The organism is Paraburkholderia sp., from assembly GCF_024281035.1.
Lineage (GTDB): Bacteria > Pseudomonadota > Gammaproteobacteria > Burkholderiales > Burkholderiaceae > Paraburkholderia.
In genome coordinates this window covers 17,096-30,095 of the sequence record NZ_JAMXLH010000008.1, presented here as the reverse complement: position 1 = coordinate 30,095, position 13,000 = coordinate 17,096, and the positions used below count along the sequence as shown (strand labels likewise).

The window sequence follows — 13,000 nt, the reverse complement described above, 5'->3', positions numbered from 1 at the left end:
CGCGCACCGGGCACGGCACGTATCGACAGACGACGCGACAGCCGCCGCGCCGCCGACGCACTCAGGAGACACGAAGATGATTCTGTCCGCAACGGAGCGCCTCACGCAGCTGAAGGACCCCGCCCTCTTCAAGACACGCGCCTACATCGACGGCGAATGGAGCGGCAGCACGACGGACTTCGCCGTGCTCGACCCCGCCGACAACACGGAGATCGCGCGCGTCCCTGACCTCGGCGCCGACGAGGCAAAACGCGCAATCGCCGCCGCGCACGCCGCCCTGCCCGCGTGGAGCGCGAAAACCGGCAAGGCGCGCGCGGCGATCCTGCGCCACTGGTTCGATCTCGTGATCGAACACGCCGACGACCTCGCCACGATCATGACCGCCGAGCAAGGCAAGCCGCTTGCGGAAGCGCGCGGCGAAGTCACCTACGGCGCGTCGTTCCTCGAATGGTTCGCTGAAGAAGCGAAGCGCGTGAACGGCGACGTTCTCGCGAGTCCCGCCGCCGACAGAAAGTTAATGGTCCTGAAGCAGCCGATCGGCGTGTGCGCTTCCATCACGCCGTGGAATTTCCCGATCGCGATGATCACGCGTAAAGTCGCACCCGCGATCGCGGCGGGCTGCACGATCGTCGTGAAGCCCGCCGAGCAAACGCCGCTCTGCGCGCTCGCGCTCGCGGAACTCGCGCAGCGCGCGGGCGTGCCGCGCGGCGTGTTCAACGTCGTGACAGCCGACGCGGCGAATTCGATCGAGGTCGGCCAGGCATTGTGCGAGAGCGACGTCGTGCGGCATCTGTCGTTTACCGGATCGACGCCGGTGGGCCGCATCCTCATGCAGCAATGCGCGCCGACGGTCAAGAAAATCGCGCTCGAACTCGGCGGCCACGCGCCGTTCATCGTCTTCGACGACGCCGATATCGACGCAGCCGTCGAAGGTGCCGTGATTTCGAAGTATCGCAACGCGGGCCAGACCTGCGTCTGCACGAACTGTTTCTATGCGCACGATTCAATCTACGACGCGTTCGTCGAAAAGCTCGCTGCGGCGTCGCGCAGGATCCGCGTCGGCAACGGCTTCGAGGCGGGCGTGACGCAAGGCCCGCTGATCGACGACGCCGCAGTCGAAAAAGTCGCACTGCATATCGACGATGCGAGTGCGAAAGGCGCGACGCTGGTCACCGGCGGCAGCGTGCGCGAGGGCCGTTTCGTCGAACCGACTGTGCTCGCGAACGTCACACGCGACATGCTGATCGCGCGGGAAGAGACGTTCGGCCCGGTGGCCGCGGTGTTCCGCTTCAGCGACGAAGCGGAAGCTGTCGCGCTCGCGAACGACACGGAATTCGGTCTCGCCGCGTATTTCTACAGCCGCGACATCGGCCGTGTGTGGCGCGTGGCCGAGGCGCTCGAATACGGCATGGTCGGCATCAACACGGGACTCATCTCGAACGAGGTGGCGCCGTTCGGCGGCGTAAAGCAATCGGGGTTCGGCCGCGAGGGCTCGAAATACGGCATCGACGAGTATGTCGAACTGAAATACCTGTGTATCGGCGTTTGAGGACTGAACGCTTACTATCGGCGCTGCCGTAACGCGCGCGCCCGCAGACGCGGCGGGGAGCGCACGCGTGCGATATCGTTGCGATATCGTGGCGGACACAACAAAATCCGGGCGACCGAACGCCTCGCTCATACGAACAAGAAATCGCTTTAATGCACCATCTTTCCCTGCTTTCCGACGGCTTTTTTCTCTCGCTTTCGCTCTGCCTTGATATCGGTCTCGTCAACGTCGCGATCATCTCGCTCACGCTCTCGCACGGCTTTCGCGCGGGTTTCTGGCTCGGCCTCGGCTCGTGTTTCGGCGATCTCATCTATGCCGCGCTCGCGCTTGCGGGTATGGCGGCACTGCTGCAGTTCGACGCGGTGCGCTGGATCGTGTGGATCGGCGGCTCGGCCATTTTGCTGATGCTCACCTGGAAGATGGCGCGCGAAGCGCTCAATCCGGCGGCCGCGCCGCCTGTCGAAGGGGAAGCGGATCCGGCCTCGCCCAATCCGGATCCGTGGCGCAGCTTTCTACGCGGCGTGCTGCTCGCGCTCTCGTCGCCGAGCGCCATTCTCTGGTTCGCGGCCGTCGGCGGCGCGCTGATCGCCAAAACAGGCGCAACCAGCGCGGGCTCGGCCGCCCTGTTCCTCTCGGGGTTCTTTCTCGGCGGACTCGGCTGGACAGGCTTTGTCTGCGGCCTCGCGAGCCACGGGCGCAAACGCGCCGGCGCCGGATTGCTGCGCGCGTGCCATGTCTTTTCGGCGCTGCTGTTCGCGTACTTCTCGTATAGCGTGATCGTCCACGGCTATCGCGATCTGATCCTCCAGGGCGCGTCCTGAGCGCACGCGACCGGCGCAACCACAACTACGCGGAGGAAAAAAGCAAACGGCGCAACGCGGCACGAGCCTGCGTTACGCCGTAGCGCACAGCACATGGTGCAGGGCGGCAGCCGCCGCCCATGTCACCAACGACATGTCACCAACGACGGTAGTGACCGCGATAGCCGTGATAGCCGCGATAGTAGCCGCCGTACGGACGATGCCAGTACGGACCCCCGCCCCAGTAACCGCCAACCACCACCCCAGGCGGCGCGTAGACGACCGGCGGGGCATAGACGACGGGCGGCGGCACATAGACCGGCTCGGCGTACACCGGATACGCAGGCGCGACCGGAATGCCGATACCGATGCCCACCGAAACATGCGCCTCGGCTGCGCTGACGAGCCCCAGACCCAGCGCAGCGGCAACGATAAACGAAACGGTCTTTTTCACTTCCCTTCTCCTGACAGCCGACAACGGCGCCAATTCACATGACGGGCACAACTTGCGATTCCAATGTATCGAAAACGCAGCGTGCCAGCGCTGGCCATTTGTTGCAAATTGCAATCCCGTCCTCATGCCTCGCGGCGCGCCGCCCCAGCGAAGCGGCGCAACGTCATCCGTGAAAGCCCCTGGAAAGGCTCTGCCGAGGCCTGGATTGTCATCCGTGGTGCGGCGCGGTCGTTGTGGCGGTCAAAACGGCGCGGCGTGGCAACCAGTGCGGTAAAGATTGATTACAAAATCGGCCCGAACCGGTGGCAAATGTAGCCCGTAACGTGGCGCATAAACGACGATGCCCGGTCGGGAACCGGGCATCGCTTGTTTGCGCAGACGGCGGCGGCGGGCCGCTCATCCGGCGTCATCCGACCTTCACATAGGTGAACTCGCGTATGACGTTCGGGGGAACATAGGCGCCGCTGATCTGCACCCTGGGCTTCAGGCGCTTTTTCTGATCCCACCAACGGCGGCGCTGGCCAGGTGTAAGAAACCGCAGATGCTTCCGGTAAGCAAAGATGCTCATGGTGGACTCCCGAATCGGACTACCGACAGGAAACAACGCACGACTCCGACAGCAAAAACCGAAACCCTGGAAAGTATTGTGCGCAAAATCCGGGGCGTCGGCTGCAGTGTTGCGAGATAGCCGCACCGAAGCACCCCGTGTACCCATCCGCATGCCGCACGCGCGTCGTCCACGCCGCGCGTGCGTTCATGCCGTCATCTCCCGTGTCGCGACTGCATCCTGTCAGCAATCTCGGCGCGCGCCGCGCCTTGTGCCACCGATGCACCGCGCACCGTTCTTTTTCCCTGATCGCCGGACTGCCATCCGGCGTGGGCGGCAGCCCATGGTGCCTCTCCCGAATAATCGTTTTAGCCGCACCCGGCGCCGCGCATCGGTACGACAGCGAACAGAGCGTGGCTGGGGCGCCTTGCCAGTGCTTTGTGCGCGCTTTGTGCCGGCTTCGTCCGGCCGCTTCCACAGCGGCGCTCCAACGCGACGGAGTGGAACAACTTTACCCGGTTACCTCAAAAAAGGTCGAGCTTGATGCTCGATAAAAGGGCGCCGGCGCGACGCCGCACGCCGAAGCGCACTGCACCGGCAAAAGCCGTGGTAATGTGGCAACGGCGCGCGCGCCGCCGGACCACGCGGCGCCCGCTACGCCAGGGGATTCACCGACGAGAACGCACAATGATCAAGGTCAGCATCCTTTATCCGCACCGTCAGAACGGGCGCTTCGACAGCGAGTACTACACCACGCGGCACATGCCGCTCGCTGCGCGTCTTTTCGGCGATGCGCTCCGGGGGTGGCCGGTCGACATCAGCATCAATGCGGGGCCACCGGACACACCGCCGCCGTACGTTGCCGCAGGACACTTCCTGTTCGATACGGTCGACGCGTTCTACGCCGCATTCCAGCCGCACGCGCAGACGCTTCTCGACGACATTCCCAACTACACCGACGGCGGAAATGGCACGATCCTGATCAGCGAAATCAAGGTATCGGTCTGATTTCAGCTCCGCTCGCGCGGCCTCAACCACACGAAGGAAAGGACACCGATGTTCGGCGATATCGCCCGTTTTCTGCTCAACACGATCTTCACATTGTTCGGCGCCGCCCTGCTGTTGCGCGCGTGGCTGCAGTTCGTGCGCGTACCCGCCTACAACCCCGTGACTCACGCCGTACAACAGGTCACCAACTGGATCGTGCTGCCGTTGCGGCGCGTCATCCCGGGTCTGCGCGGCATCGACTGGGCGAGCATCGTGGCCGCGCTGATCGCGGCCATCGTCTACGTACTGCTGATGTTCTGGCTCGGGGGCATCGATCTGGTCAGCCAGTTGCCGATGCTCGTGATCGTCGCAGTGCTGACGGTCGTGAAGTGGGCGCTGAACCTGCTTTTCTGGCTGACGATCCTCATGGCGCTGCTGTCGTGGCTCAATCCGCGCTCGCCCGCCATGCCGGTGCTGTTCGAGTTGACCGCGCCGTTCCTGAACCCGCTGCGGCGCATCCTGCCGCAAATGGGCGGACTCGATCTTTCGCCGATCCTGCTGTTCGTGATCGTGCAGGTGCTGCTGATGGTGATCACGCGCGCCGTCGTCTCGCTTACGCTCTTCGGGATCTGATCGCTATCGCCTTGCGGTGCGCGCTGCGCGCGCCGCGGCGCGCTCAGGGACCAGATGGCGCGACCAGCAAATGCCCGCCGGGGCTGCGACAACGCCCTGGCGCACAAAGATTGGGCATCATTTGATGCCATAATCAGTGCGTCTCCATTGCGCGGAGGTTCCCATGCGCACCACCATTTCCCTTGACGACGACCTGGTCATGAAGGCTCAAGCGTACACGGGTGTCGAAGAGAAAACGGCTCTTGTACGCGAAGCGCTGAAGGCGCTGATCCAGCGCGAAGCCGCAAAACGACTCGCGAACCTCGGTGGCAGTCAACCGGGGATCAAGGCAGCACCGCGTCGTCGGCAGGACGTCGAATGATCCTTGTCGATACATCAATCTGGATCGATCATCTCAGCCATTCGGATCCCGTTCTGATTGACCTGCTTATGGGTGAGCGGGTGCTGGCTCATCCGTATGTCGTAGGTGAGATTTCGCTCGGTAGTTTGCGCGACCGCGACGAGGTGCTTGGCGCCTTGCTAGATTTGCCGCGCGCGCCGGTTGCTACCCCGGAGGAGACGATGCACCTGATCGAGATGGAACACCTGTTCAACCGGGGCATTGGCTACGTTGATACGTCGTTACTGGCATCTGCGCGCCTGCAACCCGGCGTCACGATCTGGACGCGCGATAAGCGGTTGGAGAAAGTCGCCGCCGAAATGAATCTCTGCCCGGTGCTGGAGCATTGACGAACGATCGCAAAAAGCACGTTGACGACATGAAAGCGACGCGTAGTGGCAATTTCCACGCCAGCATCCAGAAATCCCGTCTACCGTAATCACGTCAAACCCTGTAAAATAGCGCGCTCTGCGGGCGTCGTATAATGGCTATTACCCCAGCTTCCCAAGCCCCAGCGCGTTAAGCAACACCACGATCCACGCGCATTCTCTCGTCAGTTTTTCTCTCGGCTCCACGGAACCCCACTGTTCATGCGGGGTTCACAGCGATGCCAGTTTTCACGCCAGCACCAATTCTAAAAAGCTGCAAGTCGGTCTGACCTGACGTGGACCATACCCTTCATCGTTAATATTCGTCCGGAAACAGCAGTGTCGTCATGCTTCGATCTGCTTCGGTGATGATCCAGACGCGCTTTCCTGCAATGTCGTAGCTCGACAGAATGCGTGCGCCATGCGCGATAGCGAGCTGGTTTGTCTTCGCATCCTCGGCTGACACACTTCCCCAATCGCCGCAGACGTGACGTGTCAGGTATTGAACGGGTGCAATGCCGTGATGTTCAAGATGTACGAAGACGCCCCGCGTCGCAACGACCTGGCCCAGATGGAAGAGCGGTCGCATCATTCACAACCACCCGGCGCTTCGGCAGTGCGATACAGCGCCCACGCGGCTTCAATCAGCGAGGCAGGTGCGTCGCCAGTCTCGAATCCGGGAATGTCTTCGAGCAGTGCCAGTAGATGGTTTGAGAATACTGGTCGGGAAAAATCCCCACCGAACGCATCTTGAATAGATTCCACCAGCCCCTGAATCTGGTCAGCGGTCAGCAAAGAGAAGTCGTTGTTGGAATTGATATTGTCCATACGACGACTATCCGACCCCTACCCGTTTCGCACAACAGCCCTACCTGATGCGGGTATGCGGTCGCTCGACGGATATGCTTCGTGCGAAGGATGCGACAGAGATTACCCGACACACTGAGACCTGTCCCTTGTTATGATCCATCACTCACCAGTGGATGAATCGTAACCATCATGCCTATTCCCGGGTTTCAGGACCTCATGCTGCCAATGCTGAAACTGGCAGCCGACCTGCAAGAGCACCGACTTCGCGACGTTGTCGAAACGCTGGCGAAAACGCTCCAATTGACCGACGACGAGCAGAACGAAATGCTTCCTAGCGGCACAGTCCCGGTGTTTGATAGCCGCGTTGGCTGGGCTCGCACCTACCTGAAGCAAGCCGGATTGCTTGAATTGCCGAAACGTGGTCATTTCAAAATCACACCTCGCGGACTCGATATGCTTGCAAAGCAGCCTGCGAGGATCGATATTCCGTTGCTCAATCAGTTTCCCGAGTTCGTCGCCTTTCGACAGAGGAGAGTCGATGCACCCCAGAACGAGCCGAGTGACGCTCCTTCGGGTCAGGACGCTCCTTCTGCGGCAGAGACCACGCCAGAGGAATTGTTTGATCAGGCGTATCAACAGTTGCGGTCCAACCTTGAAGCCGAGTTGCTCGACCAGATCATGAATTCGACGCCCGCGTTCTTTGAGCGTTTGGTAATCGATCTTCTGGTAGCAATGGGATACGGCGGATCGCGCCAAGACGCGGGAAGTGTCCTTGGCCGAACCGGTGATGGCGGTATCGACGGGACCATCAAGGAAGACAAGCTCGGACTCGATGTGATTTACGTGCAAGCCAAGCGGTGGGAGGGTACGGTTGGACGTCCCGATATCCAGAGATTTGCGGGCGCCCTTCAGGGACAGCATGCAAGCAAAGGGGTATTTCTCACGACATCAGACTTCAGCCGCGAAGCCCGAGATTACGCAAAATCGATCACGGCGAAGATTATCCTCGTGGACGGTGCTCTACTCGTGAAGCTCTTGGTCGATCATGGTGTGGGAGTTTCGACCGCCAGCACCTACGAGATCAAGAAAATCGATACAGACTACTTCGAAGGTGATTCGATCTGAACGATGGTGGCCATGTTCGGTTGATCGCGTCTGCTGTCATCGCTCGTGGAGAACGAGCGATGACAGCAAGAACATTCCAAGCCGTGACAGTTTCGATGCCAGCATCCAATCGACGCCACTGCCCAAACCTTCAAAATCCCTGTAGAATCACGGGTTCTGCGGGCGTCGTATAATGGCCATTACCCCAGCTTCCCAAGCTGGAGACGTGGGTTCGATTCCCATCGCCCGCTCCACATCGGCTTGCCAGCCTCCCAACGGACCAAAACGGAACCTCAACGGGAGCACTGCGGGAGCGCAGCGCGGGCACGCCAGGTCGACCTGAATTCCCCCGTCGCACGTTCCTGCTCCGGCGTCTACCGCCCACTGGCCTGCCCCATTTCCCTCTCTTGAGCGACTCGCCTGGCGCATGCCGCGGGGCCGTCATCGATGGAACGATTTTTCATGCCTCGCAAGCGCGCCATCGCGCTGATCGTGGGCGCCCGCAACGATCTGCTCTCGCACGCCGCCGAGCGAATTCCGGCCGACGCCCAGCCCCTTAACGAAACGGCTGCCCAACTCGAGCGTCTGTTGCTCGACATTCGTGCCGGCCGGATCAACGAATTCGAGCTGCATCACCCGGCGCATATTCACGTCTGGATTTCCGCTGACTGAACGCCCGAAGGGCACTCGCCGGGCGCCCGGTGAATGCCGACCAGGCGCCGAACAAGCACCCGCAGCAGCGCCGGACGTATGCGCCAGCGCTGCTATAATGCGCGTCGAATTCAGGACCGGCCGCGCCTCGCGCGCGGCGCGCGTGCGAGACTCGCAAGTTCCGGTCCGCCGCAGGCCACAACCGCCGCCTGTGCCCGATCCCGTGTCAGGCAGCAGCGAACGCAAGGCTCGCCGTTCGATGCCGTACCCGCTGTCCCCACCCTCCCATCCTCGAACATGATTCACGATCCGAACGACGCAGTCCCGTCCGACTGCCTGCCCTCCGACGCGTCTGCCGAACCGCACGACGAAGCGCACGATAAAGCGCACGACGAACCGCACGACGAAGCGCAAGAAAATGCTGCCGGCGACGTCCTGCACCGCCGCCGCATCCGCAGCTTCGTAACGCGCGCGGGCCGCACGTCGCCGGGCCAGCGCCGCGCGCTCGACGAACTCGGTCCGCGTTTCGTGGTGCCGTATACGCCTGAGCAGGCCGACTGGGATGCCGTGTTCGGCCGCAGCGCGCCGCGCATACTGGAAATCGGCTTCGGGATGGGCGCGAGCACGGCGGAAATCGCAGCGCTGCGCACGGGCGACGACTTTCTCGGCGTCGAGGTCCATGAACCGGGCGTGGGCGCTTTGCTCAAGCTGATTGGCGAGCACAACCTCTCGAACATCCGCATCATCCAGCACGACGCGGTCGAGGTACTCGAACAGATGATCGCGCCGGGGAGCCTCGACGGCGTCCACATCTTCTTCCCGGATCCGTGGCACAAGGCGCGCCATCACAAGCGCCGTCTGATCCAGCCGAAGTTCGTGGAACTGCTCGTGTCACGCATGAAACCGGGCGCCTACCTGCACTGCGCAACCGACTGGCAGAACTACGCCGAGCAGATGCTCGAGGTGCTGAGCGCCGAACCCGGGCTCGCGAATACGGCCGCCGACTACGCGCCGCGCCCGGACTATCGTCCGGTGACGAAGTTCGAGCGCCGCGGCCTGCGCCTCGGCCACGGCGTATGGGACCTGGTGTTCCGCCGCCGCGCAGCGGACTGATCGTTCTTCACACGATAAAAAACGGGGCGCCTGAAGTGAACGGCGCCCCGTTTTCGTTTACGCGTCGAAGCCGAGCCAGCCGCCGTAACCGGCCAACAGAATCACGAGGCCAAGCGCGATCCGGTACCAGGCGAATGCGGTGAAATCGTGCGAGGCGACGAAGCGCAACAGCCAGCGCACGCACAGAAACGCACTCACGAACGCGGCGACGAAGCCGACACCGACAACACCGAGCCAGTCGGTCGGGAGCCCGTGCCAGTTCTTGTGCAGTTCGTAGACGGTCGCGCCGAAGATCACGGGGATCGCGAGAAAAAACGAAAATTCGGTCGCGACGCGCCGCTCGAAGCCGAACAACATCGCACCGATGATCGTCGAGCCGGAGCGCGACATGCCCGGAATCAACGCGAAGCACTGCGCGAAGCCGACCTTCAGCGCATCGATGGGCGAGATTTCGTCGATCGAGCGCACGCGTGCGCTTGTCTGCGCAACTGGCGCGCCGTTGCGGCGCTGATGCCGTTCCACCCAGAAAATGACGATCCCGCCCGCGATGAGCGCGAGCGCGACGGGCAGCGGCGCGAACAGCACCGACTTGATCGACCGCTCGAACAGCAGGCCGAGCACGACGGCCGGCACGGTTGCGACGATCACGTTCAACGTGAAGCGCCGTGCGTCGGAACGCGCGGGCAGACCGACGATCACGCTGCCGATCTTGCGGCGAAATTCCCAGCAGACCGCGAGAATCGCGCCGAGCTGGATCACGACGTCGAAACTCTTCGCGTAGTCGCCCTCGAATTTGAGGACGCTGCCGGCCACGATCAGGTGACCGGTGCTGGAAACGGGCAAGAATTCAGTCAGCCCTTCGACGACGCCCAGAATCAGGGCCTTGCAGATCATCAACCAGTCCATCCGTTCTCCTCGCGAAGGTTCGCGCCGGACGGACCACGCACGCGCCCGCCGACGGCTGCGCGCAGCGGCCTTTCGTCAGCTCATTTCTCGACGATCTGCACGCGTATGCCATTTGTAAGGACCGAGATTGTACCCGGTTCGTAGCTGACTCCGGCGAACTGCAGTTGCTCGGGCTTGAACGTATAGACGGCGTAGTGGTCGAGCAACTGCGCCGCAGCGAGGGCCGCCACCGCGCCGACCTGCTGGCCATAAGCTGCGGCGGCGCCCTGCATGTCGACGCTGTCGACCGACGGCTGCTTCAGCACGACGGCGCGGCGCTCGCCATCCCATGCCAGTTCGCTCGACAGCGTGAACACGCCGCTCACCGGCTGCTGCATGAGCGGACTTTCGAGCCGCGCATCGAGCCGCACCGCGACGCGATTGCGCTCGGGCTGCAGCGCGACCACCGGATTCGTCAGCGCAACATCGAAGAGCTGCTGCACCTCGCGCCGGTACGGGAACTTGCGCTCGACCGCGGCCTGTACCTGTTGCTGCGAGAACGTGTAGTGATCGGGGATGAACGGAAAGATCCCCGTCGCACACGCGCCCAGCGACACGACCGTTCCCGCCGTGGCGCAGGCCGCGAGGAGGAAGGCACGCCGGGAAACGCGCGTTGCGGAGTGGGTCATGCGAAATCTCCCTGATGGGCGGCGCAACGCCGCAGCATAATAATGTGGAATGGATTCAGGCCTGGCGCGACGGCTGCGTCTCGGCTTCGAGCCACGTGAGCCATATAATCGCCTCCTCACGCGACGCGCCGCACATGTCGGCTTGCGGCTGCAGTCCGTCGCAGCACGCGGGCCGCAACGGCGAGCCGAAGATCGCGCATTGCAGATCGTCGCCGAGCTGCACGCAGCGCACGCCCGCGGGCTTGCCGTGAGGCATGCCCGGAATCGGGCCGGTAATTGAGGGTGCGATACAGCACGCGCCGCAGCCAGGGCGGCACGCGTGCCCAGGCACGTTGAAAGGGGAAGCGGAACTGACCATCTGTTTCCTGAAGCGATTGAACCGGTCCGCCGCCGTGCGACGGACCAGACGGCATTGTGCCACTGCACAATGCGACCTTTTTACACAATCGGAGCAACGTGTGCCCTTTTAAACTAGATCAAACCGGCGCCAGAAAGTTTGTGGTCCGATGTGCCGTCCGGTGCGGCGCAGGGAGCAATTTTACGGCGCGCCACCTATGAGAGCCCTTGCATGAGCGACGCCGACCTGATTTTCCGCCCCGACCTGATCGCCAAATACGGTACGAACGGTCCGCGCTACACGTCTTACCCCACGGCCCTCCAGTTCCGCGACGACTTCGATCTGGCCCAATACCGCCGTGCCGCCTCCGATCCGGGCGCCGAAGAAACCGACCTCTCGCTCTACTTCCACATTCCGTTCTGCGACACCGTCTGTTTTTATTGCGGCTGCAACAAAGTCATTACGAAGAACCGCGGGCGCGCCAAGCCGTACCTGAAGCAGCTGATCCACGAAGTGGAACTTCAGGCGAAGCTCTTCAACACGAATCGTCCGGTTTCGCAGCTGCACTGGGGCGGCGGCACGCCGACGTTCCTTTCGCCTGAGGAAATGAGCACGCTGATGGCCGCCACGCGCGAGCATTTCAGGCTGCTCCCGAACGACGAAGGCGAATATTCGATCGAGATCGATCCGCGCGAGGCTTCGCCGGCAACGATCGCTCATCTGCGCGGGCTCGGCTTCAACCGCATGAGCCTCGGCGTGCAGGACTTCGATCCGGTCGTGCAGCGCGCGGTCAACCGCATCCAGCCGCTCGAACTGACCGTCGACTGCATGAACGCAGCGCGTGCAAACGGCTTCGAGTCGATCAGCGTCGACCTGATCTACGGCCTGCCGCATCAGACGGTGGCAAGCTTTCGCCGCACGCTCGAAACGATCCTGCTGCTCGCACCCGATCGTCTTTCCGTTTTCGGCTACGCGCACTTGCCGCAGCTCTTCAAGATGCAGCGGCAGATGGACGCCAACACGCTCCCGACGCCGGACACGCGGCTCGCGCTGCTGCAGCTCGTGATCGAGCAGCTGACCGAAGCGGGCTACGTCTACATCGGCATGGACCACTTCGCGCTGCCCACCGACGAACTCGCGATTGCGCAGAAGCAGGGCACGCTGCATCGCAATTTCCAGGGCTACAGCACGCGTGCGGACTGCGACCTGATCGGCTTCGGCGCCTCGGCGATCGGCAAGGTCGGCGACCTCTACGCGCAAAACGCGAAGGATCTGCCGGGCTACGGCGCGGCGATCAACGACGAACGCCTCGCGATCGTCCGCGGCGTGAAACTGAGCGCCGAGGACCGTCTGCGCCGCGGCATCATCACCCAGCTGATGTGCAACCTCGAACTGCGTTTCGACGTGTTCGAAGCGCAGTACGGCATCCGTTTTGCGACCGCGTTCGCGTCCGAACTGGAGCGCCTGCGCGCGTTCGAAGAGGACGGTCTCGTGGCGCGCGGCACGAACCGCATCGACGTGTTGCCGGCCGGACGCATGTTCGTGCGCAATATTGCGATGGTGTTCGACCAGTATCTCGGCACGCAACGCTCGGAGCGGTTCTCCCGCACCGTTTGAGCGACGTAGCTGCCCCGGTTGCCGGGCGAGCCGAATTGCGTCATAATCTTCGGCTACTTCACGCGCTATCAGCTGCC

The 13,000-nt window shown here is 62.7% G+C and carries 17 protein-coding genes and 1 tRNA gene; 11 read left to right on the top strand and 7 right to left on the bottom strand.

The features are described from left to right. Positions 1-76 precede the first annotated feature (76 nt). Positions 77-1,549, top strand: a complete 1,473-nt coding sequence (locus tag Q0L30_RS01985) for an NAD-dependent succinate-semialdehyde dehydrogenase (protein WP_296650478.1) — start codon at positions 77-79, stop codon at positions 1,547-1,549. 152 nt (positions 1,550-1,701) lie between these two features. Further along, positions 1,702-2,370: a LysE family transporter gene (locus Q0L30_RS01980; RefSeq protein WP_296650476.1), complete on the top strand. Its 669-nt coding sequence runs from the start codon at positions 1,702-1,704 to the stop codon at positions 2,368-2,370. Between the two features lie 136 nt (positions 2,371-2,506). On the opposite strand, the gene Q0L30_RS01975 is transcribed toward Q0L30_RS01980, so the two are convergent. Together Q0L30_RS01975 and Q0L30_RS01970 are read right to left on the bottom strand one after the other, a co-directional pair. Then, complete coding sequence (locus Q0L30_RS01975) at positions 2,507-2,803, bottom strand: hypothetical protein (RefSeq protein ID WP_296650472.1); 297 nt, start codon at positions 2,801-2,803, stop codon at positions 2,507-2,509. 406 nt (positions 2,804-3,209) lie between these two features. Then, a complete protein-coding gene (locus Q0L30_RS01970; RefSeq protein WP_293040787.1) occupies positions 3,210-3,371 on the bottom strand; it encodes a hypothetical protein in 162 nt (53 codons plus the stop codon). 666 nt (positions 3,372-4,037) lie between these two features. Here Q0L30_RS01970 and Q0L30_RS01965 point away from each other — a divergent pair. The 4 genes from Q0L30_RS01965 (at position 4,038) to Q0L30_RS01950 (ending at position 5,699) form a co-directional block, all read left to right on the top strand. Next, a complete protein-coding gene (locus Q0L30_RS01965) occupies positions 4,038-4,358 on the top strand; it encodes an EthD family reductase (RefSeq protein WP_296650470.1) in 321 nt (106 codons plus the stop codon). 48 nt (positions 4,359-4,406) lie between these two features. Continuing rightward, positions 4,407-4,970, top strand: coding sequence for a YggT family protein (locus Q0L30_RS01960; RefSeq protein WP_296650467.1), 564 nt, complete (start codon positions 4,407-4,409; stop codon positions 4,968-4,970). A gap of 163 nt (positions 4,971-5,133) precedes the next feature. Further along, positions 5,134-5,331, top strand: a complete 198-nt coding sequence (locus Q0L30_RS01955; RefSeq protein WP_296650465.1) for a type II toxin-antitoxin system VapB family antitoxin — start codon at positions 5,134-5,136, stop codon at positions 5,329-5,331. After that, complete coding sequence (locus Q0L30_RS01950) at positions 5,328-5,699, top strand: type II toxin-antitoxin system VapC family toxin (RefSeq protein ID WP_296650462.1); 372 nt, start codon at positions 5,328-5,330, stop codon at positions 5,697-5,699. The genes Q0L30_RS01955 and Q0L30_RS01950 overlap by 4 nt, the downstream gene beginning before the upstream one ends. A 334-nt stretch (positions 5,700-6,033) precedes the next feature. Here Q0L30_RS01950 and Q0L30_RS01945 read toward each other — a convergent pair whose 3' ends face one another. Both Q0L30_RS01945 and Q0L30_RS01940 read right to left on the bottom strand, forming a co-directional pair. Next, positions 6,034-6,309, bottom strand: a complete 276-nt coding sequence (locus tag Q0L30_RS01945) for a hypothetical protein (protein ID WP_296650460.1) — start codon at positions 6,307-6,309, stop codon at positions 6,034-6,036. Further along, a complete protein-coding gene (locus tag Q0L30_RS01940) occupies positions 6,306-6,545 on the bottom strand; it encodes a hypothetical protein (protein ID WP_296650456.1) in 240 nt (79 codons plus the stop codon). The genes Q0L30_RS01945 and Q0L30_RS01940 overlap by 4 nt, the downstream gene beginning before the upstream one ends. 198 nt (positions 6,546-6,743) lie before the next feature. On the opposite strand from Q0L30_RS01940, the gene Q0L30_RS01935 reads away from it, so the two are divergent. From Q0L30_RS01935 to trmB, 4 genes are all read left to right on the top strand, one after another. Then, the gene (locus tag Q0L30_RS01935) at positions 6,744-7,652 is read left to right on the top strand and encodes a restriction endonuclease (protein ID WP_296650452.1); all 909 of its coding nucleotides are present in this window, start codon (positions 6,744-6,746) and stop codon (positions 7,650-7,652) included. 158 nt (positions 7,653-7,810) lie between these two features. Next, positions 7,811-7,885, top strand: a tRNA-Gly gene (locus Q0L30_RS01930). 208 nt (positions 7,886-8,093) lie between these two features. Continuing rightward, a complete protein-coding gene (locus Q0L30_RS01925) occupies positions 8,094-8,303 on the top strand; it encodes a hypothetical protein (protein ID WP_296650449.1) in 210 nt (69 codons plus the stop codon). A 276-nt stretch (positions 8,304-8,579) separates the two neighbouring features. Continuing rightward, positions 8,580-9,395 carry a tRNA (guanosine(46)-N7)-methyltransferase TrmB gene (gene trmB / locus Q0L30_RS01920; protein ID WP_296650447.1) on the top strand — a complete coding sequence of 272 codons (816 nt, stop codon included), beginning with the start codon at positions 8,580-8,582 and terminating at the stop codon, positions 9,393-9,395. A 57-nt stretch (positions 9,396-9,452) separates the two neighbouring features. On the opposite strand, the gene Q0L30_RS01915 is transcribed toward trmB, so the two are convergent. From Q0L30_RS01915 to Q0L30_RS01905, 3 genes are all read right to left on the bottom strand, one after another. After that, a complete protein-coding gene (locus Q0L30_RS01915; protein ID WP_296650444.1) occupies positions 9,453-10,301 on the bottom strand; it encodes an undecaprenyl-diphosphate phosphatase in 849 nt (282 codons plus the stop codon). A gap of 80 nt (positions 10,302-10,381) precedes the next feature. After that, complete coding sequence (locus Q0L30_RS01910) at positions 10,382-10,969, bottom strand: DUF1439 domain-containing protein (protein ID WP_296650443.1); 588 nt, start codon at positions 10,967-10,969, stop codon at positions 10,382-10,384. 55 nt (positions 10,970-11,024) lie between these two features. After that, positions 11,025-11,327, bottom strand: a complete 303-nt coding sequence (locus Q0L30_RS01905) for a YkgJ family cysteine cluster protein (protein ID WP_296650441.1) — start codon at positions 11,325-11,327, stop codon at positions 11,025-11,027. A 210-nt stretch (positions 11,328-11,537) separates the two neighbouring features. Here Q0L30_RS01905 and hemN point away from each other — a divergent pair, with 210 nt between their 5' ends. Further along, a complete protein-coding gene (hemN, locus tag Q0L30_RS01900; protein WP_296650440.1) occupies positions 11,538-12,923 on the top strand; it encodes an oxygen-independent coproporphyrinogen III oxidase in 1,386 nt (461 codons plus the stop codon). The last annotated feature ends 77 nt before the right edge of the window (positions 12,924-13,000 follow it).